The following is a 24,065-nucleotide window of genomic DNA, read 5'->3' on the forward strand; positions in this document are numbered from 1 at the left end:
TTTCCTTTTTATACTAATTGGTCGCAGTGGGTTCTGACGTTAATTGATATATCCAACTTGGGACTTTAGGTAAAGACTTTTCAGGAATCTTGTCAGTCACGCTAACCATGGCATCAATCGGGATATGGAACCATTTTTTATTGCGATCTACTACATTTTTGCCATGAAATTGAATGATTTGGAACCATGGGTTACGGCGTCCTTCCGCTGTTCTTCCGCCAATTTTCGAAAATTTATTCATTGCTGCATATAATTTTTCTTCAGGAAGCCCGAGCTTAATGACGTTGTCACGCATTTTATTAATCAATGGTAGGTAGGCCAAAATACCCAGCATCAAACGTGGGTCGATTACTCGTGCAGCCATTTGGGCAAGCTCAATAACGCTTTTATTGATCCCTTGTGCTTCCATTACACTAAAACCCACACCTAAATGCCGTGCCTCATCACCATTAATCAGTTCAAAGGCTTGGTGGCAAACAGGATCATCTACAGTATCCAATAAAAAGGTACATAAAGCGCCATCCAAAGCCACTTCAAGCATGGGAATCACTGCACCTAAAATATAAAAAGGCATTTCATCGGCATAGGTATCTAGCCATTCAATAATTAAGCGTAAATTTTTATTTGGTTTAGGGATATCACCATCTAACATTCCCCAACGTTTCATGAGCGCCATTTCTGCATTGGCATGGCGTTGTTCTTCGGCATGGAAGATGGCGTACATCTCCCGTAAAGTTGCTGTTGGCGCTTTTTTTGACATTGCCGAAAATGCACGGGCACCTACATGCTCAATCCACATCAGATCTGCCATAAAGTCTTTAAGTTTTGGCCATTGTTCAGCTGTAACCAGCTCTCGACCTGGTGCATCCCAATCAATATCGGATAAAGTCCATTGTGTATTTTTGACTTTATCTAACATTTTTTCTAAGTCAATTGAGGCCATAGCAAATCTATCAAAAATAAGGATTTCATTGCATTTTATTTAATATTTCTGTGAATTAATTGGCAAAGATATTCATTGTGGAATGATGAAAAATATCAACCCAGTAATGGTTTGATTTTGAATGTGAAAATTTAGCTAAGTGATTGAGATAAAAAGAAAGACTTGTCATAAAAGGACAAGTCTTATCATTTTGAGCAATAGATTGTTTAACAATTAAAATTTATCTTCTGGTGTTTCAAGTTCTTTAACTTCAACTTGTTGAACAGCGTGGGGCTGAGGCAATTCAGACTGTGAATTCGTTCTGAGATATTCCAAGTCTCGAATATTCTTTTGTACAGCAACAGCACCGAAGAGGCTAAGTAAAAAAGCCATGATATAAAAACCTTTCTCACTGAGTGCCATGGTCGCATTCCATAAACCTAATGCGAGCAGAACGATACAGATCACCACTGAAGCCCAGCACAGTCCATAATAAATTGCTGTGACTGGCTGCCCTTCAAGTTTATCCCGAACAACTTTTTGTAGTGAAACAGCAGAAAATAGACCATATAGGATCAGGATTAAATAATAGCCTTTTTCATTTAATAGAATTTGTGCATTGAATAAACCGACACAGTAGGCAGCCGCACCAGCAAGCAAAGCCACCCAACTGACTGCAATAAAAGCAGGGGTGGGCTTATTGATATATTGGTTCATTGTTGTTCCTTATTACTATTTTACTGATTTTTATATGTTCTATTATGCTGATTTGAAATGAGATGGCAAATCTTTTCAATTTATGAGAGCTAATTCAAATAGTGTTTAAGTGTAGAAATTAATAAATAGTATTTTAAATCAATTAGATACTTAGGATGTAAGACAGTTAAATCAAAAAAAGCCAAAATGAAATTTGTCATTTCATTTTGGTAAAGAGGAAAACATGATTGATTTGTATTATTTTTTTAAATCCATCAATAAACTAAAGTTGTCTAGGCGCTTCTGTGTATCATAAATATCGCAAGTGAAAATAAATTCATCTACCTGATATTTTTCTAAAAGTTGCTTTAAACCGTTCTTCACTGTGTCTGGTGAGCCAATTTGCGCCATACCTAAGAAATTTTGTACTGACATTTTCTCTGATGCAGACCATCGGCCTTCCATTGTTGCTACAGGCGGTTTTAGTTTTAAACTTTGTCCTGTCAGTAATGCAAGAATACGTTGATACACACTTGTGGCTAGATACTCCGCTTCCTCATCGGTTTCGGCGACCACAGTAGGAACCCCCATAGATACAAATGGTTTGTCTAAATAGTCGGATGGTTCAAAATTGTCACGATAGAGCTGAATGGCTTGACCTAACATTCTCGGTGCAAAATGTGAGGCAAATGAATAAGGAAGTCCTAATTTAGCCGCCAGTTGTGCGCTAAAAAGGCTCGATCCTAAAAGCCATACAGGCACATGCGTACCTTGCCCAGGTGTTGCTTTAATTCTTTGCTGAGGCACTGCGTCGGCGAAATAGCTTAAAATTTCTAAAACATCTTGTGGAAATTGCTCTTCTGTTTCTTGACGACCACGTCTTAATGCACGCATGGTGGTTGGATCTGTTCCAGGCGCACGACCTAAGCCGAGTTCAATACGATTCGGATAGAGGGTTGCCAAGGTACCAAACTGTTCAGCAACCACTAAAGGTGCATGGTTGGGTAACATAATCCCTCCCGAGCCCACTTTAATATTTTTTGTATTGGCTAAGATGTAACCCAGCAATACAGCAGTTGCGGAGCTGGCGATACCGTCCATATTATGATGTTCAGCTAACCAAAGGCGATCAAAGCCCAACAGTTCAGCATGCTGAGCAAGTTGCAATGCGTGCTTAAGTGAAAACTCAACTGTTTGATCTTCTCGAACAGGTGCGAGTTCTAGGATAGAGAACTTCGTATTCTTTAATGCGGTATCTGTTAAAGACGACATTTTTAAACTCGAAAATAATATATATCGAAATAATACGATGTAAGTGTGCAAATGTATATCGAAAAGTATCGATATTTGGTGGTTTTGATGTTGATTTTATTGTCCAAAAACAAATTAAGCACCCGAAGGTGCTTGATTTAAATGATTGGATATTAATTTTGGACTGAAATTAATTTTTCCAGTTATTCCAATGATTCTTGTTTTTGTAGTGACCATAATGATTGCCATTGTCTTTACGATAGCCACGGTCATTGTAGCGATAATCAACATTACGGTAACCGCCACGATCATATCGATCATTATAACGTCCATAACGGTTGTCATAGCGGTCGTCATAACGACGGTCGTTACTGACTTTTTGACCTAATGCCGAACCACCTGCAGCACCAAGACCTGCGCCAATATAGCCACCAGTTGAAGTACCCGTAACATTACGACCTACGGTATAACCACCAGCACTACCTAACGCACCACCGATGATCGCACCATTACGATCACGTTTATTTGATGAAGCGCCTGCGCCAACACCACCACCGATTGCAGAACCAATCATCGCGCCTGTTGAACCACCCATTTGTTGGCCAATCGCAGCACCCACCACACCACCAAGAGCAGATGTTAATGCTGTATTGGTTGAGTTGCCTGCATGTGCAGTCGTCATCATTGTTGCTGCAATTACAGTTGCACCAAGGATTGCTTGTAATTTCATTTTAAACTCCTGATCGAAGCTTCTTCGAATTCTTTAACTTGAGGCTAGAATAACGAAACATTTAGCAATAATTATGGATTTGAATGTAAGCAATTTCTGTGTTTTGTGTGTGGATTGTATATTTGGCTGATTAATTTATTCATGATTAGTTTGTATTGAGCTTATGAGGGCAATATTGTTGTCGTAACAATCATGATGATATTTTAATATTAAAATATCTGTTGAGATGCAGCTCTACCAATATATAGCTAGAACATATAGTCAACCGGCTAAAAAACTTATATACAAGAATATAATTTCTCTTAATTAGCATTTTTAATTAAATCAATTGTATGGAAAAATAAATTGTTTAATGATAAAAAGCTTGCAATGCCACACCTTACATTCAAAATTTAAATACCTCCACCCAACATGGCGACATCGATGTCGCCCCACAGTAGGTTAACCATCTAGGATTCACAAATACAAAAACTTATTCATAGCCAAAACTTCTCGATTTCATACAAAAAACATTAGCTTCATTGATGATCAATAACTGGATGAAAATCATTTGTATAAATAATTAGGGGGTTTGACTATAAAGAAACGTGATATTGATATGTGAATAAATATGAAGAATCGCTCGGGCTAAAGACAAATGATAGAAACTGAACGCTTAATTTTAAAACCATTTATGGAAAAAGATTTATTGGAAATCTCTGCTTTATTTCAGGATGAAGATTTTATGGCTTTTTCTCCCAATGGGGTTTTAACGACTGAGTCTGCCATAGTGCGATTTTGGGAGATTGAGAAACATTATAAGGAATATGGCTATGCAAAAATGGCGATTTACTTAAAAGCAACTCAGCAAATTATTGGATATTGTGGTTTTGAAAAATGCGTATTGAATGGTAATCAAACCGTTGAATTAGGATTTCGTTTGCTAAAACAAGAAAGGCGAAAGGGCTATATAAAAGAAGCTGCAATCAAATTATGTGAAGATATTCAAGCTAGAGGTTTTCAATCGGTCATCGCGTTTTCTGAATTAAATAATGCTGCTGCACATCAACTGTTGCTTAAACTTGGATTTATACAAAGATATGCTTCTCATTTTTTTAATATGCAGGTGATTTTTTTTGAAAAAAAATTTGAATAAAAAGGAGAAGAGTAATGTGAAAAATAAAAAAGCACCCGAAGGTGCTTGATATCGTTCAAGGATCAATTAGTGATGACGACGGTGTTTTTTATAGTACTTTTTATTGTACTTACGTTGATCTGCATGGCGGTCTTGAGAAACTTTTTTACCGAGAACCGAACCACCCGCCGCACCTGCAGCAGCACCAATATAACCGCCTGTGGTACCACCCATATTTTTACCTACGGTATAGCCACCAACACCACCTAAACCACCACCGATTGCAGCCGCAGTACGGTCTTTTCTATTGGTTGATGCTGCAGCACCACCTGCACCGCCTACTGCTGAACCAATCATTGCGCCCGTGTTACCACCGATTTGTTTACCTACAGCAGTACCAACGACACTACCTAGAGCAGAAGTTGCTGCAATACGTGTTGAGTTATCAGCATGAGCACTTACTGTAAATATTGAAGTTACTGCCAATACAGTACTAAATATGATCGTATTAAATTTCATGTGTTGCTCCATGTCCTTATCTGGACAGTTCTATCTCTATTCGATGTGGCAAATGTAACAAAAATTTTTCCAAAAAATGTGGAGAGGGATCTGAAAATTGATAGCGTTTGGTATCTGAATGTATGTTTTCTATTAAAAGTGATTTTAAAACACCCATATTAGTTAACAAATAGCATGAATAATGGAGAATAAAAGCATCTAATCAAAAATCATGCGGATCATCTTGCTATAAATTCTACAGCTTATCTTGATGGCGCTTATATAAATGTGTCATTTAAATGGCAGAATCGGTAAACTAGGCACAATTTTAGAATTTTCTTACCAATTTTAAATGGGCTGTTATAAAGCTCAATGTTTTTTGGTAAGGCTTAGCTTGAGAATGTATTTAAAATGAAAGAATCGTTACGTTTACGATTAGACCAACTTTGTGATCGACATGAAGAGTTAGAAGCATTATTGGCAGATGTTGAAGTCATTTCAGACAATAAGCGTTTTCGTAATTTGTCGCGTGAGCATAATGATTTATCAGAAATTACCGATGTTTGGAAAAAGTACAAGCAAGCTGAAGAAGATATTGAAACAGCAGAAGCAATGTTAACAGATCCAGATTTTAAGGATATGGCTGTTGAGGAAATCAAAGAGAACAAAGCTTTAATTGAACAACTTGAAGCTGAGTTGAATATTCTCATGATTCCTAAAGACCCAAATGATGCCAACTCGGCATATTTGGAAATCCGAGCTGGTACCGGTGGTGATGAAGCTGCGATTTTCTCAGGTGACTTATTCCGTATGTATAGTAAATACGCTGAAACTCAAAACTGGCGTATTGAGATCTTATCTGAAAATGAAGGTGAGCATGGCGGATATAAAGAGATTATCTGTCTAGTGAATGGTGAAGGTGTTTACGGTCGCTTGAAGTTTGAAAGCGGGGCGCATCGTGTACAACGTGTTCCAGCCACTGAGTCACAAGGTCGTGTACATACTTCGGCATGTACTGTGGCAATTCTTCCAGAGGTTGATGTAGACACCACAGTAGAGATTAATGCTGCGGATCTACGTATTGATACTTACCGTGCTTCTGGTGCGGGTGGTCAGCACATTAACAAAACTGATTCTGCTGTACGTATTACCCATCTTCCAACAGGTACTGTTGTGGAATGTCAGGATGAACGTTCACAGCATAAAAACAAAGCAAAAGCGATGGCGTTACTGGCTTCACGTTTAGAGAATGCGAAACGTGCTGCAGCCGATGCAGCAACATCCGAAATGCGTCGTGATTTGGTGGGTTCAGGGGATCGTTCGGAACGTATCCGCACATATAACTATCCACAAGGCCGTATGACAGATCACCGTATCAATTTAACTTTATATAAGTTAGATGCAGTAATGGAAGGTGATTTGACTGAGCTACTTGACAGCTTACATCGCGAATATCAAGCAGATCAGTTGGCGATGCTTGCACAACAAAATGGTGGTTAATGAATATTGCACAGGCTTTGGCCTTACGTGGAGAAGCTGAAAGTTATGAGCGTCAAGAAAATGCTTGGTTACTTGAGCATATTTTAAAAATTGATGCTTTTGATTTGTCACTTAAATCTACGCAAGAATTAACTGCTGAGCAAGAACAGCAATATGTTGAGGGTCTAGCGCGGATTGCTGCGGGTGAACCCTTGGCTTATGTAACTGGCTCACAACCATTTTGGACTTTGGATTTAACCGTTACCAGAGACACTTTAGTCCCTCGTCCAGATACTGAGGTATTGGTTGAAACGGTTTTAAATCTTGATTTGCCTGAAGATACTCGTATGGTTGATTTAGGTACGGGTACAGGTGCGATCGCATTATCGCTGGCAAGTGAGCGTCCAAATTGGTCTATTATTGCCACAGATATTTATGAGCCGACTTTAGAGGTTGCTTTACATAATGCTGAAAAACATGACTTAGGGCAGGTGAAGTTTTTTCTAGGAAGTTGGTTTAAAGCTTTGAATCGTCAATTTTTTGATGTGATAGTTTCTAATCCACCTTATATTGATGCTGATGATGAGCATATGCCGCATCTTGCTTCTGAGCCTGAACGAGCTTTAGTTGCTGAGCAGCATGGTTTAGCGGATATTGAACATATTATTCAGCAAGGTAAAAAATGGTTGGCGACTCAAGGTTGGATCGTACTTGAGCATGGTTATGATCAAGCTGAAGCGGTACAAAACATTTTTAAAGGTGCTGGTTTTAAACAAGTCAGAACCGTGAAAGACTATGGCGGTAATGATCGTGTCACACTAGGTCAGTGGCCAAATTAGTTTTGCATTGCTATATCTAAAAAGACTTTGTTGGATGGCGGTGGTTGCTTATCCAACAAAGTCTTTTTTATTGGCGAATAAAAAGTATTAAAAGAATTCGCTGTATTTTAAAGCTAAGGGGGGGAATATAGCCTTTAGAAAAACCAGCTAAGTCAAATTACTTTTCACCAATTGAATCGGCTCTAAGAGTTTTTCACCCAAAGAGCTGTGCATTTCTCTTTCAATTAAACGAGTAATTGAATCTAAAGGTAAATCATTTTCTTGTAGGCCAAATGGTTCTTCAAGCTGAGCACTCAAAGCATCTAGTCCCAAAAATAAATAAGCAATTAAACTGACGATGACGGGTGTCCAAATCCCTAAACTTGCTTCTAAACTAAACGGCAAAATTAAACAAAAGCAATATACTGTGCGATGTAATAAGACTGAATAAGAATAAGGCAATGGGGTGGTTAGAATGCGATCACAGCCAGCCTGAATATTACCCATAGCAACAATATGATGATTTAAACCTTGATAGATAATGTCAGAAATTTCACCTGATTTAAGTGATTGCACTAAAGATTTTTGGATTTCCTCTAAAACAAATTGTGCAGCATTTATGTGGTTTGCCAGTTGGCTAAAGCTTAATTCATCTAAATCAACTTTATTTTTATAAAATTCAATGGACTGATTTTGATTGCGTAAACGATTTCTTAATAAACGGGTAAATAGCATCACACGATACATTAAAACTTTACGCAGGTTTTCTTGTAAAACATGTGTGTCACGAGAAAGATGGCGTGAGGTTGCAATCAAGGCACCCCAGAGTTTACGACCCTCCCACCAACGATCATAACATGCAGTATTTCTAAAGCTTAAGAAGATAGAAAGGATAATCCCGAACACGGTAAACCCAATTGCAGGTACAGCAGGAATTGTAAAATAGTGATGTGATGATAGATAAACCAGAACTGTAGAGATCAGCACAACAAAAGTTAATGCAGGTAAGACTTTGGGAAGAATGGTGCCGTGCCAAGCAAAGAGTAGTGCGAAGCTGTTACTTTTATCACGAATGATCATACTGTCTACCTAAATATTACTGCGACAGTGTTTCATAGAGAAAAGCAGAAATGCAAGTTGCAAATAAGCAATTTAAAAATACGGCTGATTAAAAGCCGTATTTTGAATGGTTTATGTTCTCCAACGTAAAAACCAGTTTTCAATCAATTTCATTAGACTGTCTGTGAGTTTGCCGAGGACAGCCAGTAAGATAATCGCAATAATCACAATATCGGGCCGTGAGGTTTCTCGACCATCACTGAGCAGATAACCGATACCTTGTGTCGCTGCAATCAGTTCTGCTGCAATCATAAACATCCACGCTAGGCTTAAACTGTTTCTGAGTCCAACGAGAATTCCAGGCGATGCGGCAGGCAGAACAATTTGGAAGATACTTTGTAGATAGGTCAGACGGTATACTTTTGCCACTTCTAACAACTTTGAATCAACACCATGTATGGCAGATACGCTATTGGTATAGGTGGGAAAGAATGCACCAATCGCGATTAAGGTAATTTTTGAGGCCTCATCAATGCCTAACCACAAAAGCAATAACGGAATCCAAGCAAGACTTGGAATAGATTTGATCGCTGAAAATGTAGGTTCTAAAAATTCTTCAATGTGTTTGTTTAAACCCACTGCAATTGCAAAAATGAGCCCCAATAGGCTACCAATAAAAAAACCTAAAAAAACACGCCAAGTACTGGTATAGATATGGTTCAATAAATCACCTGCGGCAAGCTGCTTGAATGAGTCAACTAAGCTACTTGGGGCAGGGAGCAGATAAGACTCAATCCATCCAAAACGAACTAAATACTCGCATAATAAAATGAGCAGCAACGGAAGTATAATTCCTTTTACCCATTTTAAAACATTGGCCTTAAAGGCAGGTTTGTTTAAACTCGCCTGCGCTATACGTACATTTGATTCGCTTTGCGTCGATTGGGTATGTGTAGACTTTGTCATTACTTCTCAGCAACCTTGCCAATGACCTTTTGTGCATATTTGCTGTCAAATAGTTGATCTACAACTTGATTTACATTAGTGCCTTTTCGAACCAGTTCCTCTTCAGTCAAAATAGTGCCTGCTTTCTTTAGCGCATTAAGCTGTTTCGCGGTTGGAATGTTTTGATCTAGATTAGTTCGACTCAATTGCAACTTCGCCACTTCAAGTGGCAATTTTGCTTCACGTGCTAATAATTGTGCAAGTTTATCAGGATTGGCTTTTGCCCATTTACGTGCTTGTTCATAAGCTTTAATTACAGCCTCAACTGCTTCTGGGCTTTGGGTACTAAATTGATCTTTTACACTTAACACGCTGTAACTATTAAAAGCGATATTGCGATAGAGCAGTTTTGCACCTGATTGTAATTGTGCAGATGCCATCAGTGGATCAAGACCAGCCCAAGCATCTACCTGACCACGTTCTAAAGCTGTTTTCCCATCTGGATGTTGTAGATGTACCAATTGCACATCGCGTTTATTTAAGCCGACGGTTTCAAGTGCTTGAAGCGTAAATAAGAATGGATCTGTACCTTTGGTTGCAGCAATTTTTTTCCCTTTGAGGTCTTTTAAGGATTTGATTGCTGAGTTTTTAGCAACGACTAATGCAGTCCATTCTGGCTGGCTTTGGATATAAACCGTTTTAATCGGACTGCCATTGGCACGACTTAATACTGCTGCTAAACCCGCGGTAGAGGCGAAATCGATACTGCCACTGTTTAAATATTCAAGTGAACGGTTACTGCCTTGGCTAAACACCCATTTGACCTCTGTTTTGGGTAAGGCTTTTTCTAACAGCTTTTGTTCTTTAACCACTAAACTTGTTGGGGCGTAATAGGCATAGTCTAATTTCAATGTTGTTGGGATGGCTGCAAAAGAATACATTGCGGTTAAGCTTAAGGCTAAGGTGGAAACTAAGCGCGTCATTTTTTTGCTAAAAACGTTCATACATACCCCATAAAATTCAAAGAGAAACACAGAGTTAGATATGTATATTTTTTAGGGTGAAAGTACAAAAAAGAAAAACAGATATTCACTTCTTAAAATATGAAATGTAAAAAATATTAGTTTAACTATATGAATAAATTTATGTTTTTAAAGTATGCATATTTGTTTGTTGAATAGATGATTATTGAAATGAGTTATAAAAAAATATTCTAATTAAATTTTAGTCATTAGACATAAAAAATGCCTCTATACAGAGGCATTTTGGGATTGGGCAAATTAAACTGGATAATCTTCCAGACTGTCTGCAATTTCAACTTGGTCTAATGCATTGGTTTCAAGTGCCAGACAAAGCGCAACAATTTTTGCAGTATCAGCAATGTTTTCTTTTTTCATTGCTAAGCCTGATTGAATTGCATCTAATCGCTCTTGGTGAATATCAAGCGCTTGTGCGACTTCTGCAGCATCATTGGTTTTGAAAAAATCATTCATGGCATGTTCAAAGTCATGATCTGAAGCTTTTAAAATACCTTCGATAAGCTCATCTAAATGTTCAGTTTGAGCAGAAAGGGAATGGATAAAGTTTTGAACTAGATTTTGCTCTAGTACATCAATCATCTTAATCATGTTAGTGACCTAAAAGTGATTAAAGGGGAGGAGGGTACCACAGGAAATAAGCAGAAAACCTGCTTTAAATTGGGTATTAAATATACCATTATTGATTAATTTGCAACCTTATTCAGATAAGCTGTAAATATCGAGCTTGCCTTTATATTGATATATTTTTTATTATAATTTTGATTTTAAATAAGTTTTACTGAAAACTGAGTTTTTTTAACGATGTTATCAAGGTTATTTGGGTTCTCTATAAGCACCTGGACTTACCCCAGTCCATTTTTTAAATGCGCGATGAAATGCGCTGGCATCCTGAAAATTCAACAGCTCACTGATGTCTTGTAAGGTATGTGTGGTTTTACCAAGTAGTTCAATCGCCATATCTCGCCGTATATCATTTTTGAGTTGTTGGTAACTGCTGCCTTCATTTTTTAAACGGCGTTGTATAGTGGCTTCTGAAATATTGAGCTGTGCTGATAGTTCACCGAGTTCTAACCATTCAGCAGGAGCAATAGAAAGTAATTGCTTACGAATCATTGAACTTAAAGCCAAAGGATTCTTAAATCTTAATAGTAGATTTTCAGGGGTATTTTTAATAAAACCATACCAAGACTTTTGATCGCGTTTGATTTGAATGTTTAAGTAGTTTGCATCGAATTGCAGATAATTCTCATCTGCTTGGTAAGTAATATTTTCACAGAATCGAACGCGATAATCGCTGTCATCTTCAGGAGGCGTGCATTTTAATTGTAATTGATTGAGTAAAATTCTTTGATCTACTAACCAACAGATCAAACTGTGAATCAACATAATATAAGTGGCATAGCAGAACATACGCTTAGTTTGTAATTTATCTGTAATGACAATGTATGCATAATTTTCATCAATAATCAGTTTGCTGGTGAAGTCATCCAAGACAAAATTAAAATATTGCAAAATTTGTTCAATCGCTGTCTGTAGGGTATCCGCTTGCATGACCATTTTAGACAATAATTTATAACAACCGCGTCGCATCTGATGCGAGTCCATGCCAAAGAACTCATCATTCATATGGTCTGCTATTTTAGTCCAAAGTTTTGCATAAGCTGAAACAGCAATACGTGATTTGGTTGCATGAAATATTTCCAGCGGTATCTCTGCATCATGCAAAATCTGCTGTATATCATAGCCCTTATCTTGGGCACTGCTCAGCGCCTCATGTACCAGTGCAATTGAAATTGTGCCTTTGCTTTCACTGAATTGTTGATTGTTCACAGTGTATTCCATTATCTTGTGAGACGTGTTTTGTGACTAAAGTTTTCCAAAAAGATGTTTAAATTGTCCAAATACATCATACAGGATGCAACTTTTGGAAATTGTACTCAAGCTTGACTATGTTTACTCTGCATCTTAAGTCGAAAGTGGGTTTAATTCATCATTTAAACTGCTCAATTCAAACAATGAACTAGGAAAATAAAATGAAAATTGAAGGAAAAGTTTTTGTTGTGACTGGTGGTGCATCTGGATTAGGTGCAGCGACAGCCACACATTTGATTGGTCAAGGTGCGAAAGTGATCATGGTGGATATGAATCACCAGCTTGGCGAAGAAATGCAGAAGCGCTTAGGTGAAAAATCCAAATTTGTTCAACTTGATGTGACCGATGAAGTTGCTGTTGAACAATTCTTTAAAAATGTGGAGCAGGATTATGCTCAATTAAATGGCTTAATTAATTGTGCAGGGATTGGTCCATCTGCCAAAGTACTAGGTAAAAATGGCATCCATGCTTTAGACGCATTTCAAAAAGTATTGAATATTAATGTCGCAGGAACATTTAACATGCTGCGTTTTGCCGCAGATGTCATTTCTCGTTATGCGTTACCAGCAGGTGAAGAAGATCGTGGTGTGATTATTAACACTGCTTCAGTGGCTGCGTTTGATGGCCAAATTGGTCAATCCGCTTATGCTGCATCTAAAGGTGCTGTTGTTGCAATGACATTACCTTTGGCGCGAGAACTTGCGCAACATGCCATCCGTGTGATGACCATTGCACCAGGGATTATGGAAACCCCGATGTTGAAATCATTACCACAAAATGTTCAAGATGCGTTGGGTGAAATGGTGCCTTTTCCTAAACGCCTTGCGAAGCCTGAAGAGTTTGCACAGCTTGTTGGTCATATTTGTGAAAATAGCTATTTAAATGGTGAAACAATTCGATTAGACGGCGCAATCCGTATGCAGCCAAAGTAATCTGGTCTAATCCGTCTGCTTATTTCTAACTTTGCTTTAACGTAAGCAATAGCAAACCTTTAAAAAATTGAATACTGCCTGACATGATCTAAACCATCATGTTAGGCAGACTTTAGCCTAAATTTATATAAACAACGAGATTTTGATTGGTCGCTGATCATGATTGCAGTGATTTAAAATTTAAAAGTGCTGAGAGGGATGCTCAAATGATTCTCAATGATGAACAAAAAATGGTTCAGGAAATGATGCGAAATTATTCGCAGAATAAACTTAAACCCACAGCTGCTGAACGTGATAAAACTGCAAAATTTCCTCATCAAGAACTCAAAGAGTTGGGTGAACTGGGTGCATTAGGCATGACCGTGTCTGATCAATGGGGTGGCGCAGGTTTGGACTATATTTCCTTGGTGACGGCAATTGAAGAAATTGCCGCAGGAGATGGTGCAATTTCAACCATTGTCAGCGTACAAAATTCTTTGCCTTGTGGAATTATCCAAAAATATGGGACAGACCAACAAAAACAAGACTACTTAATGCCATTGGCAACAGGTCAATGGCTTGGCTGTTTCTGTTTAACGGAACCACAGGCGGGTTCAGACGCAGGTGCTTTACTATGTAAAGCAGAACGTGATGGTGATTCGTGGGTAATTAATGGAACCAAACAATTCATTACTTCTGGACAGCATGCGCAAGTGGCCATTGTATTTGCAATTACGGATAAATCCGCAGCAAAGAAAGGCATTTCTTGTTTTATCGTTCCAACCAATACAGAAGGTTATATCGTTTCTCGAATTGAAGACAAAATGGGACAACATTGCTCAGATACCGCAACAATTGTTTTTGAGAATTGTCGGATTCCTGCTGAGAACATATTAGGAAAAGAGGGTGAAGGATATAAAATCGCCCTGTCGAATTTAGAGTCAGGTCGCATTGGTATTGCCGCGCAATGTGTGGGAATGGCACGAGCAGCGTTGGATGCTGCGGTTGAATATGCCAATCAGCGTAAAACTTTCGGAGTGGAGTTGGTACAACATCAGGCTGTGGCATTTCGCTTAGCCGATATGGCTACTCAAATCGAAGCAGCACGGCAGTTGATTTACCATGCCGCAAGTTTAAAAGATGCAGGTTTAGCTTGTCTAAAAGAAGCATCAATGGCGAAGTTATTTGCATCTGAAATTGCTGAAAAAGTCTGTTCAGATGCGATACAAATTCATGGTGGTTATGGCTATGTCGCTGATTTTCCAGTAGAGCGAATCTATCGAGACGTTCGCGTCAGTCAGATTTATGAAGGCGCTTCCGATATTCAACGTTTAGTTATCGCAAGAGCGGTGATTCAGTAAGTTCAATTTTAGATTAGCGTATCAAAATTCTATCTCAAGACCAGCTTCGCACTGGTCTTTTTTATTTTAAAGCCTTCCACCATGACAGCAAAAGCAGATGTTCAAAAACCGCAATACAATTGAGGTATTTGGAAATTGTGTGTGATTTCTAATCATGGTTATCTATACGCATAGGAACACATGTTGAATGATTCAACATTTTTAGAAAAGCTAGAAAGCAAAATATGGAACCGCACATCGAGATGATTTGTGCTGAAAATACAAGGATATTGCCATGAAAACATTGGAACAAGCCTATCAAGAATTCGATTATGAAAAACTAATCAATGAGCAACTGGTTGGCAACCCACAGTCAATCAATGCCTATATCGAGTGCTGCGAGCGTTTTGTCGGTTTAAATAAAGTGGCTTTGATCTGGGAAGGCAAAAACGGTGAGTCTTCACAATGGACCTTTGAACAACTGGCACAAGCATCAGGAAAATTAGCCAATTATTTACACTCGCTAGGCTTAAAAACTGGTGATTGTATTGCTGGCTTATTACCACGGACTCCAGAATTATTGATCACCATATTGGCAACTTGGCGTATCGGAGCAATTTATCAGCCCTTATTTACCGCCTTTGAATCAAAAGCGATTGGGCATCGCGTAGCAACAGCCAATACCCAACTGATCATCACCAACACTGAACAACGTCCAAAACTAAACGGGATTGAACTTCCACATATTCTGACTGTTCATCCACAAGATTTTGCAACAACAAAGGATGCAGATTTTTGGCAAGAGCTAGCAGGTCAATCAGCTGAATGTGCACCCGTTATGTTGAGTTTTACTGATGATTTTTTAATGATGTTTACCTCTGGAACAACAGGTTTGGCAAAATCGGTTCCAGTACCATTAAAAGCGATTTTGGCCTTTAAAGAATATATGCGTCACGCCGTTGATTTACGTGAAGATGATTCATTTTGGAACCTTGCGGATCCAGGTTGGGCATATGGTCTATATTATGGTATTGCTGGCCCATTGGGATTGGGACACAGTATTATCATGGATGAACGTGCATTTAGTGTCGACCATGCTTTGGAAATTATTCAAAAATACCAAGTCAGTAATCTTACCGGTTCACCGACAGCATTTCGTATGTTCTTTGGCTTTAAAGAAAAATTTAATGCTTCAATCAAAGCGCATTTACGTGCGGTCAGCAGTGCGGGTGAACCTTTAACACCTGAAGTAATTCACTGGTTTAATCATGACTTAAATGTCAATATTTATGACCAATATGGACAAACCGAATTAGGTATGGTGATTGGTAACCATCATGCTTTAGCACATGCAATAAAAGTCGGCTCAGCAGGCTTTGCTAATCCTGGTCATCGTTTTGCAGTGTTAAATCAAGATAACCAAGAAGTTGAACGAGGAGAGATTGGAACACTAGCAATTGACTTCTCTCAATCGCCACTCACATGGTTTAAAGGTTATGGTGGAAATAATCGTAAATCCTTCGTTGGTCATTATTACTTAACTGGGGATACGGTTCGCTTGAATGAATTAGGTGGGGTTGATTTTATTGGTCGTGCAGACGATGTCATTACAACTTCAGGTTATCGTGTTGGGCCATTTGATGTAGAAAGTACCCTTTTGGAATGTGTTGAAGTTTTAGAATCTGCCGTGATTGGTAAACCTGATCCAGAAAGAACAGAGATCGTAAAAGCTTTTGTTGTGCTCAAGCCTCAATTCACGGGTTGTCACCAATTGAATGCTAAATTACAAGAATATGTACGTTCACGATTATCTAAGCATTCTTACCCACGTGAAATTGAGTTTGTTGAAAGCTTACCTAAAACATCGAGTGGCAAAATTCAACGTAATTTATTGAAGCAACAAGAAGTGGCTAAATTACAGCAAATGCAATTGCAGGCTTAATATTTTAATATCTTTTAAAGTTCCATGCTTTGCACCCGAAAGGGTGCTTTTTTTATGCTCAGCATAAGATCTCGTATTTCTAAGGTCGTTATAACAATTTTAGTCCACTTTGCCTGTGATAGATTTTGTCTAAACAATAAATGGATTAAATAGAATGATTCAAATTCACGATATTGTCATTAATAAAAATTAATCTGCTTTAAATTTCAACAAACGTTAAAAATTATGCAAAATTTAAAACCACATACACTTTGTTTAAGCCTTGCATTATTGGGCTGTTCATTTCCAAGCTATGCACAATTGATGTTTAGCCAATACATCGATGGCACAGTAAATAGAAAAGGATTAGAAATTTATAATCCAGATGGCAGCACTGTAAATCTTGCAGATTATCAAATTGAACAATATACCAATGGGGCAACGAGTAAAACAGCAACTTACACCTTAGAGGGAAATTTAGCCAGTAAGGCAAAATTTATTATAGGTCGTACCGAATTACAGGCAGAACTTGGCACTAAAGTGAATCAGGTTGCTGGTTTGTCATTTAATGGCGATGATGCCTTGGTCCTTGTGTATAAAGGCACACCTGTAGACCGTTTTGGACGGATTGGGGACAAACCAGCAAATGGTGGCTGGGGAACAATAATCACCAGCTATCAAAATAGCCTAAGCAGAATAAAAAATAAAAATGATGTCAGCGCTGTAGATCCAAATAGTGCTTTTGATTTGGACAGTGAGTGGAGCAAATGGTCAGATCGTAATGCATTCAGTAGCTATTTAGGTACTGGTACAACGACACCGCCAATCACTGCAATCAGTTGTAGTACTGCTGATACTGCAATTGCAGATTTACAATCTGCGGCACAAAACCAACAATATGTGGTTCGAGGTGTCATTACTGCGGATTATCGCTATCAAAATGGTTTTTCAGGTTTTTATATTCAAACTCCTGACAGTAAAGCTAAAGCAAATTTAAGCAATGCGATCTTTGTCTATCTCCCTGCTGCAAGCACAAACACTGGCGGTAAAGTGGGTGAAGAAGTGATTCTGAAAGGGCGTTTAACCAATTATGAAAATCAATTGCAAATTGATCAACTGAGCAGCAATATTCAGACCTGTAATAATCAAGCCGCAAGTCTAGTGAGTTCTACCCCGATTCAACTGCCATTTTCAAGTTTAACCGATGCTACAGGCAATGCACCTAAACGTTATCAAGGCATGTTGGTGAAAATTCCTCAAACCTTAACGGTTAGCGAGAATTATGATTATGGTCGATATGGTCAATTGTCTTTAAGTTTGGGACGCTTATATATCCCAACCAATTTATATCCTGCGAAATCCAATGAAGCGGTTGCTTTAGCAAAACAAAATTTATTGTCAAAGATTATTTTGGATGATGGTTATAACAATCAAAACAGAACACCATGGTTGCCACAAACATTTAATGCGGCAAACACTTTACGTACAGGCTATCAGCTTAAAAATGTTGAAGGGATTTTGGAATACCGTTTTAATGCTTGGCGTATTCAACCGATTCAAAACAAAGCTTTGCCTGAGGTTGTCAAAGACAGCAATTTGCGGAATTCAACCGTCTTGGCAAAAGAGAGTAAACAGGTTCGTGTTGCCGCATTTAACGTCTTAAATTATGACAATTCGCCGCTGATTGGTGTTAAACCAGATCGTGGTGCGAATACTCCTTCAGAATTTAATCGTCAACATGACAAAATAGTCAGTGCGATTAAAACCATTGATGCAGATGTTTATGGCTTAATGGAAATTGCCAACAATGGTTATGGCGAAAAAAGTGCTGTGAATTACTTAACCAAAGCTTTGGGTGCAGATTGGAAATATGTCATCCCACCGAATATGGATAAGTTAGGTACTGACGTGATTGCAGTTGCGATTATTTATAATAGCAAACGTGTAAAACCTGTTGGTAATCCTGTGGTATATGATGATTTGACACAGAAAAACCGAGTCACGATGGCACAAAGCTTCCAAGCGGTAACGGGAGGAAAAACCTTTACTGTTGTACCAAACCACTTAAAGTCTAAAGGTAGTTGTCCTGACGATAAAACCTCACCAGAAGCAAACCAAGGTGATGGTCAAGGCTGTTGGAATCCGACTCGTGTTACTGCAGTACAAAAATTGATTCAGTGGATTGCAACCAATCCGACCAAAGCTGAAAAGCCAAATTATTTATTGGTCGGGGATATGAACAGTTATGCCAAAGAAGATCCAATCTTGGCATTTGAAAAAGCCAACTACAAAATATTGCTAAATGATGAAAAAGTAGGGCAAGGTAAATCTGCATATAGCTATGTCTTTGGTGTGGCCAGTGATGCAACAGGGAATGGTGGTGCGGGTAATTTAGATCATGCAATTGCAGATGCAAACTTATACCCAATGGTTAAACGTACTTTTGCATGGCATATCAATGCTGATGAACCAACAGCATTAGACTACAATGAAGAATATAAGACTGAAGAACAAATTGCTTCTTTCTATGCGCCAGATGCTTTCCGTTCTTCTGATCACGATCCGGTTATTGTTGATTTAGATTTAAATGAATCAAGTGGTACTACAGGTGGGCATAAGAGCAGTGGGGGCAGTACGGGACTATGGTCTTTATTTGGACTGATGTTGCTTACAGCGAGCTCAGTATTAGCGCGCTCTAAAAAGAAATCCTAATACGCTGATATCTTTTTTAAAGAGAAACTAGTGATCTAGTTTCTCTTTTTTATGCTTTTATAAAACTATATAACATAAAAAATTGCACCAACTGATTTAAGACTGAATCTCTTCATAGATCAAGCGAATGAGTGGTCGAAATTCTATTTCATCTATCCAAATCATTCAGTTTTATCTTTCAACGGTACTATGGCTCGGATCACAGTAAAACCCTGCTGAGAATGGATTTCAAAACTACCTCCAATTCTTTTTACTCGCACTTGCATACTCTGCAAACCCACATGCAAACCAGCTTGAACTTGATCTACTTCAAAGCCAATGCCATTGTCTTGAATGGTTAAAACGAGTTGTTGTCGTTCATCTTCAACCAACGAAACTTCGACATCAGTTGCATGACTGTGTTTTACAATATTGGTTAAGGCTTCTTCTGCGACACGAGAAAAGGTTAAACAAATCAATGCAAGCGGTTTATGTTTCCATTTTTCTGCAAAAATCCAAGTCGATTCAATCTCCATTTCTTCGAAAATTTGTATAAAACGATGACGCAATGGCGCAACCCACATCACTGGGCTTTCTGGTATTTTTGCCCCAGCACTGCTTCCTGAGTCAATCACTTGGCGTAAGTCATTTCTTAACAGTTTAAACATAGAGATTACTTGCTGTTTTTCAATATGTTCACTGTGATCTAGTATAATCATCGAGCGAACAATTGAACCACCCAGTCCATCATGTAATTCATGGGACAGGTTTAGACGCTCTTGCAACCGCATATTATCAATTTCGAGTTGGTATTTTTTATCTAAAGATTGTTCTAAGTCAAACGTGACTTTTTCAATAGTTTCTTCAAGCGTCTGATTAAATTTTTCAATACGTCCAACATTCTGCGAAATACGATAAGCCAAGATAAACGAAATCGCTAAGCTGGTAATTGGTGCAGCCAATGGCGTCCAATAGAGCGTCTGATCCAGATGATGGATCATGCTATAAAAATCATGAACAATAATAAGTAAATAGATGAGGAAAATAAACGCAAGCAGGAGAATGTCCATCTTTCTACGTTTAAAAGCAATCCACTGAAAAAACAAGCAGTTAAAAATAAATACCATGCCAGAATAGAAAAAGACAGAGGATAAGCTACGCTCTAGATAATTGATCGGTGTCAATAGCAATGCCGCAATTGCGATTGTAGAGGTCAATAAAAGTAAACGTTCTAAATACGGATAATGGCGATTGGCAAAACGCCAAGCAAATAAACAGAGGCAATAGGTATATCCGACTAAAAATACCAGATTTAGACGTGCTGTTAAGATACTGTCGGTAAAAGGAAGAGGAATGGTCGAAATGATATTGTAGGCAAACAATACCCATAAAAATGAAGTTAAAGCAAACCACCCAAAGGCTTTTTCTTGGCGTCGAAATAGCCAAATGGTAAAACCTGTAGTTCCTACCACAAAGGTAATAATAATATTGATAAAAAATAAAGTTCGCCGTTCAAAAACCAACTGATCCTGTTGATTGGCGATATCTTCGGCCTGACCAAATTTAATTTTTCCTAGACCTGAATGTTGTGATGCAACCCCTACAACACGGACTAAAATTTCATTTTGTTGGTTTTGAATAGATGTAGCAGGAAGTACCCAATACCTTGGCATATTCCAACTTCTAGACAATGGCTCTACTAAGGATTTGTCTTTCCATAACAGTTCATTATTGCTATAGACAGCTCCTGCAATATTGATTCGTTCAATCAGTAAGGCGACAGGTTGATTTTCCTGATCACACTGATATTGCCATTTGATTTTATACCAAGCAGTGCCTGTGTAGTTTTTCCAGCGCGTTGCCCAGTCATCTGGCAAGGTGACTGTTTTCCATCCCTGTTGGGGAACCTGTTCGAGATTTGCAAGCGCTTGAGCAACTTGTATGCTTTGGATTTGAAAGTGGCAGGCTGCACCTGTTGTATTGGACTGACCTGTTAAGGCAGCACCAGCAAAAGCAAAATGCTGGGTCAAACTTAGCATAAGACCGAACAACCCGATTAATTTTAGAATTAGTCGAGTAATCCTAAGTTGCGTGCTGTATCGATGGCTTTGGCTCTGTTGCATACCGCAAGTTTCCGATAAATATGTTTAATATGAGATTCAACGGTATAACGGGATAAATTGAGTTGATCTGCAATTTCCTTATTGCTTAAGCCTTGAGAAACCAGTTCTAAAATTCCCAATTCTCTTTTGGATAATACACTGTCCTGATCAGTGACTTTCTGACAGAGTTCAGTTTTATTTGAATTATTTTTTTCATTAAAGTGTAGTTGTTTTAAAATTTTTTGAGCAATAAATGGATCAATCGGCGCTCCACCACGCAAGACACTTTTGATCGAAAGGGAAACTTCTAAGTCATCTCTTTCTTTGAGTACATAGCCTGTTGCACCTGCACTTAGTGCATTGAGGATCGCATCTTCAGTGCTCCATGCAGAGATCACTAAAATCATGATGGTTGGATCATAGTTTTTTAAAATCTCAATAAACTCAATTCCATTTCCATCAGGCAAGCCTAAATCAACCAATGCAAAAGAGGCTGAATGTATACTGAGTTGTTCTTTGGCTTGAGCTAAACTTTGGGCAAAACGTAAATCTGCAATTGAGTATCCTAGATTAATTAATATGTCAGTCAGTCTTTTTTGTATAAGCGGCTCATCTTCTACGATGATGACTGGAACAGGTAAACTTAACTCATTGTTCATGATGTAAAAAACTCGCCCATGTCTATTGGACTTAGTTTTTCAGATATTGATGGCTTTATCTATACCTGATAATAGGTATTTTTAGTATTTAATTCAGTGATTAGGAATGAATATTCAGTTTATTACAATCGAGATTTAACGCACTTACTGAGTATTAAATGATGCCTAAAGTCAATTTATTGAGACCAAGTTAACTTTTTGAGATAAGGTTATTGAGACTGGTTAAGTAAATATTCAAATTTTAGTAGATAAAAATCACAATTTAACAGCAAAATATCGGTTATATTCGCTGAATAATGGATTATTTTTATAATGGATGTAGCTTACGATGATTAAATTCCTTAGAAATTTGGCAGTGATACAATGTATTGCAATTACCATTTTGGCTATTGTTCTTTACCTGTATTAAACGCTGATCATCACTGCCTTAAGAAAAATAATGCTGTTTATTTTACCGCACTATATTGATCAACTAAGCTACGACTTGCTTCATTCATCCCTATAATTTCAACCTGAATGTTATTTTGCAGAAACTTGTTTTGTACCTGATTGAGCATACTGACAGAGGTAATATCCCAAATATGGGCATGGGTTAAATCGATAATGACATGATCAACAGATTCATTAAAATCAAAAAACTGAAAGAATTTTTCTGAACTGCTAAAGAAAATTTGCCCATAAATTTCATATTTACGGGTCGTGCTGTTCAATAGATGAGACTGGACATGCACTGCATTTTCTAATTTATTGACCAAGAAAAGTGCAGATAAAAGTACACCAATCAACACGCCTAAAGCTAAGTTATGCGTCATCAGTACAATGACCACTACCGCAAGCATCACGCTATTACTTTGTTTGGGATGTTTTGAAAAGTTTTTGACTGAGTCCCAGTTGAATGTAGTAAAAGCCACCATAATCATAATTGCCACAAGTGCAGCCATTGGAATATAAGACAGCCATTCTTTTAAAAAGACCACTAAACACAGTAAAAAAACACCAGCAACTAAGGTCGATAAGCGAGTTCGTGCACCAGAAGACACATTGATAATCGATTGCCCAATCATGGCACAACCTGCCATACCCCCCATAAACCCACTGACCATATTGGCGATGCCTTGTCCACGGCATTCTTTATGACGATCACCTTCAGTTTGCGTCACTTCATTAACAATCGTGGTTGTCATCATGGTTTCGAGTAAACCCACGGTGGCCAAGGTGATGGCATAAGGAAAAATAATTTTTAAGGTATCCAAGTTAAGTGGAATGTCTGGAATTAAAAACAGCGGTAAAGTGTCTGGAAATTTTCCTAAATCACTGACTGTACGCATATCTGCACCCAAAAATAAGGCTGCTAAACTCAGTACAATAATGCACACCAAAGGTGAGGGAATGAGTTGACCGATTTTGGGAATATAAGGGAAAAGATAAACCACGCCTAAGCCAAAGGCGACAAATAGATAAGCCGTCAAATCCATGCGTTGTAATTCAGGAATCTGTGCCACAAAGATGAGAATAGCCAATGCATTGACGAAACCATAGACGACAGATTGTGAAACAAAGCGCATCAGTTTTGCAACTTTAAAATACCCAGCAAGAATCTGAAGAATTCCAGTCAAAATTGTGGTGGCAAATAAATACTGTAAACCATGATCTTTGACGAGAGTAACCATTAGCAACGCCATTGCGCCTGTGGCTGCGGAAATCATTGCGGTACGCCCTCCGAAGAAAGCAATGCTCACTGCAATACAAAACGATGCATACAGGCCCACTTGTGGATCTACGCCTGCAATTGCAGAAAAAGCGATTGATTCAGGAATAAGTGCTAAGCCCACGACCATTCCAGCAAGTACATCTGTACGAATATTGGAAAACCACTCCGCTTTTTTTAGACTAATCACTATAAACCTTTCATCATTCTTTAAAGATGCGTATGTTAAAACATCTCTTAGTGAAAAAGCAGTTAACTTTGACTTGAAAAAGTCTTCATTTTGTTGAATATTCAAGTTATAGCTGATTT

Annotated in this window: 20 protein-coding genes; 7 read left to right on the top strand and 13 right to left on the bottom strand. The window is 38.2% G+C overall.

Features of this window, described 5'->3' with window-relative positions:
• Positions 1-13 precede the first annotated feature (13 nt).
• From AC07WY_RS13720 to AC07WY_RS13735, 4 genes are all read right to left on the bottom strand, one after another.
• On the bottom strand, positions 14-943 hold the full coding sequence (locus AC07WY_RS13720; RefSeq protein ID WP_004822426.1) for a hypothetical protein: 930 nt from the start codon (positions 941-943) through the stop codon (positions 14-16).
• Positions 944-1,156: 213 nt separating this feature from the next.
• Positions 1,157-1,639: an inner membrane protein YiaA gene (gene yiaA / locus AC07WY_RS13725; protein ID WP_262086402.1), complete on the bottom strand. Its 483-nt coding sequence runs from the start codon at positions 1,637-1,639 to the stop codon at positions 1,157-1,159.
• A 237-nt stretch (positions 1,640-1,876) separates the two neighbouring features.
• Complete coding sequence (locus AC07WY_RS13730) at positions 1,877-2,890, bottom strand: LLM class flavin-dependent oxidoreductase (protein ID WP_262086401.1); 1,014 nt, start codon at positions 2,888-2,890, stop codon at positions 1,877-1,879.
• 169 nt (positions 2,891-3,059) lie between these two features.
• A complete protein-coding gene (locus tag AC07WY_RS13735) occupies positions 3,060-3,599 on the bottom strand; it encodes a glycine zipper domain-containing protein (protein ID WP_209828544.1) in 540 nt (179 codons plus the stop codon).
• A gap of 637 nt (positions 3,600-4,236) precedes the next feature.
• Between AC07WY_RS13735 and AC07WY_RS13740 the strand changes: the two genes are divergently transcribed.
• Complete coding sequence (locus tag AC07WY_RS13740) at positions 4,237-4,734, top strand: GNAT family N-acetyltransferase (protein ID WP_494736521.1); 498 nt, start codon at positions 4,237-4,239, stop codon at positions 4,732-4,734.
• A gap of 66 nt (positions 4,735-4,800) precedes the next feature.
• Here the strand turns inward: AC07WY_RS13740 and AC07WY_RS13745 are convergent, their stop codons facing one another.
• The gene (locus tag AC07WY_RS13745; protein ID WP_004822418.1) at positions 4,801-5,232 is read right to left on the bottom strand and encodes a YMGG-like glycine zipper-containing protein; all 432 of its coding nucleotides are present in this window, start codon (positions 5,230-5,232) and stop codon (positions 4,801-4,803) included.
• Between the two features lie 390 nt (positions 5,233-5,622).
• Here AC07WY_RS13745 and prfA point away from each other — a divergent pair, with 390 nt between their 5' ends.
• Both prfA and prmC read left to right on the top strand, forming a co-directional pair.
• Positions 5,623-6,711: a peptide chain release factor 1 gene (prfA, locus tag AC07WY_RS13750; protein ID WP_004719378.1), complete on the top strand. Its 1,089-nt coding sequence runs from the start codon at positions 5,623-5,625 to the stop codon at positions 6,709-6,711.
• A complete protein-coding gene (gene prmC / locus AC07WY_RS13755; RefSeq protein WP_262086399.1) occupies positions 6,711-7,529 on the top strand; it encodes a peptide chain release factor N(5)-glutamine methyltransferase in 819 nt (272 codons plus the stop codon). Before prfA ends, prmC begins: the two co-directional genes overlap by 1 nt.
• Before the next feature lie 147 nt (positions 7,530-7,676).
• On the opposite strand, the gene AC07WY_RS13760 is transcribed toward prmC, so the two are convergent.
• From AC07WY_RS13760 to AC07WY_RS13780, 5 genes are all read right to left on the bottom strand, one after another.
• Positions 7,677-8,588: a bestrophin family protein gene (locus AC07WY_RS13760; protein ID WP_494736522.1), complete on the bottom strand. Its 912-nt coding sequence runs from the start codon at positions 8,586-8,588 to the stop codon at positions 7,677-7,679.
• A 111-nt stretch (positions 8,589-8,699) separates the two neighbouring features.
• Entirely contained in the window at positions 8,700-9,533 is an 834-nt protein-coding gene (locus AC07WY_RS13765; RefSeq protein WP_262086398.1) for an ABC transporter permease, read from the bottom strand.
• Positions 9,533-10,516: an aliphatic sulfonate ABC transporter substrate-binding protein gene (locus AC07WY_RS13770; RefSeq protein ID WP_494736523.1), complete on the bottom strand. Its 984-nt coding sequence runs from the start codon at positions 10,514-10,516 to the stop codon at positions 9,533-9,535. Before AC07WY_RS13770 ends, AC07WY_RS13765 begins: the two co-directional genes overlap by 1 nt.
• A gap of 276 nt (positions 10,517-10,792) precedes the next feature.
• Positions 10,793-11,140: a hypothetical protein gene (locus AC07WY_RS13775; protein ID WP_004719389.1), complete on the bottom strand. Its 348-nt coding sequence runs from the start codon at positions 11,138-11,140 to the stop codon at positions 10,793-10,795.
• A gap of 225 nt (positions 11,141-11,365) precedes the next feature.
• Entirely contained in the window at positions 11,366-12,394 is a 1,029-nt protein-coding gene (locus AC07WY_RS13780; RefSeq protein WP_494736524.1) for an AraC family transcriptional regulator, read from the bottom strand.
• Positions 12,395-12,585: 191 nt separating this feature from the next.
• Between AC07WY_RS13780 and AC07WY_RS13785 the strand changes: the two genes are divergently transcribed.
• From AC07WY_RS13785 to AC07WY_RS13800, 4 genes are all read left to right on the top strand, one after another.
• On the top strand, positions 12,586-13,356 hold the full coding sequence (locus AC07WY_RS13785) for a 3-hydroxyacyl-CoA dehydrogenase (RefSeq protein WP_004719394.1): 771 nt from the start codon (positions 12,586-12,588) through the stop codon (positions 13,354-13,356).
• A gap of 206 nt (positions 13,357-13,562) precedes the next feature.
• Positions 13,563-14,696: an acyl-CoA dehydrogenase family protein gene (locus tag AC07WY_RS13790; RefSeq protein WP_419335818.1), complete on the top strand. Its 1,134-nt coding sequence runs from the start codon at positions 13,563-13,565 to the stop codon at positions 14,694-14,696.
• A gap of 274 nt (positions 14,697-14,970) precedes the next feature.
• Positions 14,971-16,617: an AMP-binding protein gene (locus AC07WY_RS13795; RefSeq protein WP_494736525.1), complete on the top strand. Its 1,647-nt coding sequence runs from the start codon at positions 14,971-14,973 to the stop codon at positions 16,615-16,617.
• Between the two features lie 225 nt (positions 16,618-16,842).
• A complete protein-coding gene (locus tag AC07WY_RS13800; protein ID WP_494736526.1) occupies positions 16,843-19,308 on the top strand; it encodes an ExeM/NucH family extracellular endonuclease in 2,466 nt (821 codons plus the stop codon).
• A gap of 161 nt (positions 19,309-19,469) precedes the next feature.
• On the opposite strand, the gene AC07WY_RS13805 is transcribed toward AC07WY_RS13800, so the two are convergent.
• From AC07WY_RS13805 to AC07WY_RS13815, 3 genes are all read right to left on the bottom strand, one after another.
• Positions 19,470-21,410, bottom strand: a complete 1,941-nt coding sequence (locus tag AC07WY_RS13805; RefSeq protein ID WP_494736527.1) for a sensor histidine kinase — start codon at positions 21,408-21,410, stop codon at positions 19,470-19,472.
• Positions 21,356-22,048, bottom strand: coding sequence for a LuxR C-terminal-related transcriptional regulator (locus AC07WY_RS13810; protein WP_494736528.1), 693 nt, complete (start codon positions 22,046-22,048; stop codon positions 21,356-21,358). Before AC07WY_RS13810 ends, AC07WY_RS13805 begins: the two co-directional genes overlap by 55 nt.
• 446 nt (positions 22,049-22,494) lie before the next feature.
• Positions 22,495-23,946 carry a SulP family inorganic anion transporter gene (locus tag AC07WY_RS13815; protein ID WP_494736529.1) on the bottom strand — a complete coding sequence of 484 codons (1,452 nt, stop codon included), beginning with the start codon at positions 23,944-23,946 and terminating at the stop codon, positions 22,495-22,497.
• Positions 23,947-24,065 lie beyond the last annotated feature (119 nt).

Source organism: Acinetobacter sp. GW821-FHT01C12 (assembly GCF_059422625.1).

Bases quoted from the DNA above. Each gene is read 5' to 3' on its own strand.
- prfA (WP_004719378.1), top strand. From the start codon at position 5,623: ATGAAAGAATCGTTACGTTTACGATTAGACCAACTTTGTGATCGACAT.
- AC07WY_RS13780 (WP_494736524.1), bottom strand. From the start codon at position 12,394: ATGGAATACACTGTGAACAATCAACAATTCAGTGAAAGCAAAGGCACA.
- AC07WY_RS13735 (WP_209828544.1), bottom strand. From the start codon at position 3,599: ATGAAATTACAAGCAATCCTTGGTGCAACTGTAATTGCAGCAACAATG.
- AC07WY_RS13785 (WP_004719394.1), top strand. From the start codon at position 12,586: ATGAAAATTGAAGGAAAAGTTTTTGTTGTGACTGGTGGTGCATCTGGA.
- AC07WY_RS13795 (WP_494736525.1), top strand. From the start codon at position 14,971: ATGAAAACATTGGAACAAGCCTATCAAGAATTCGATTATGAAAAACTA.
- AC07WY_RS13790 (WP_419335818.1), top strand. From the start codon at position 13,563: ATGATTCTCAATGATGAACAAAAAATGGTTCAGGAAATGATGCGAAAT.
- AC07WY_RS13720 (WP_004822426.1), bottom strand. From the start codon at position 943: ATGGCCTCAATTGACTTAGAAAAAATGTTAGATAAAGTCAAAAATACA.
- AC07WY_RS13760 (WP_494736522.1), bottom strand. From the start codon at position 8,588: ATGATCATTCGTGATAAAAGTAACAGCTTCGCACTACTCTTTGCTTGG.
- yiaA (WP_262086402.1), bottom strand. From the start codon at position 1,639: ATGAACCAATATATCAATAAGCCCACCCCTGCTTTTATTGCAGTCAGT.
- AC07WY_RS13810 (WP_494736528.1), bottom strand. From the start codon at position 22,048: ATGAACAATGAGTTAAGTTTACCTGTTCCAGTCATCATCGTAGAAGAT.
- AC07WY_RS13805 (WP_494736527.1), bottom strand. From the start codon at position 21,410: ATGCAACAGAGCCAAAGCCATCGATACAGCACGCAACTTAGGATTACT.
- AC07WY_RS13770 (WP_494736523.1), bottom strand. From the start codon at position 10,516: ATGAACGTTTTTAGCAAAAAAATGACGCGCTTAGTTTCCACCTTAGCC.
- AC07WY_RS13775 (WP_004719389.1), bottom strand. From the start codon at position 11,140: ATGATTAAGATGATTGATGTACTAGAGCAAAATCTAGTTCAAAACTTT.
- AC07WY_RS13745 (WP_004822418.1), bottom strand. From the start codon at position 5,232: ATGAAATTTAATACGATCATATTTAGTACTGTATTGGCAGTAACTTCA.
- AC07WY_RS13800 (WP_494736526.1), top strand. From the start codon at position 16,843: ATGCAAAATTTAAAACCACATACACTTTGTTTAAGCCTTGCATTATTG.
- AC07WY_RS13730 (WP_262086401.1), bottom strand. From the start codon at position 2,890: ATGTCGTCTTTAACAGATACCGCATTAAAGAATACGAAGTTCTCTATC.
- AC07WY_RS13740 (WP_494736521.1), top strand. From the start codon at position 4,237: ATGATAGAAACTGAACGCTTAATTTTAAAACCATTTATGGAAAAAGAT.
- AC07WY_RS13765 (WP_262086398.1), bottom strand. From the start codon at position 9,533: ATGACAAAGTCTACACATACCCAATCGACGCAAAGCGAATCAAATGTA.
- prmC (WP_262086399.1), top strand. From the start codon at position 6,711: ATGAATATTGCACAGGCTTTGGCCTTACGTGGAGAAGCTGAAAGTTAT.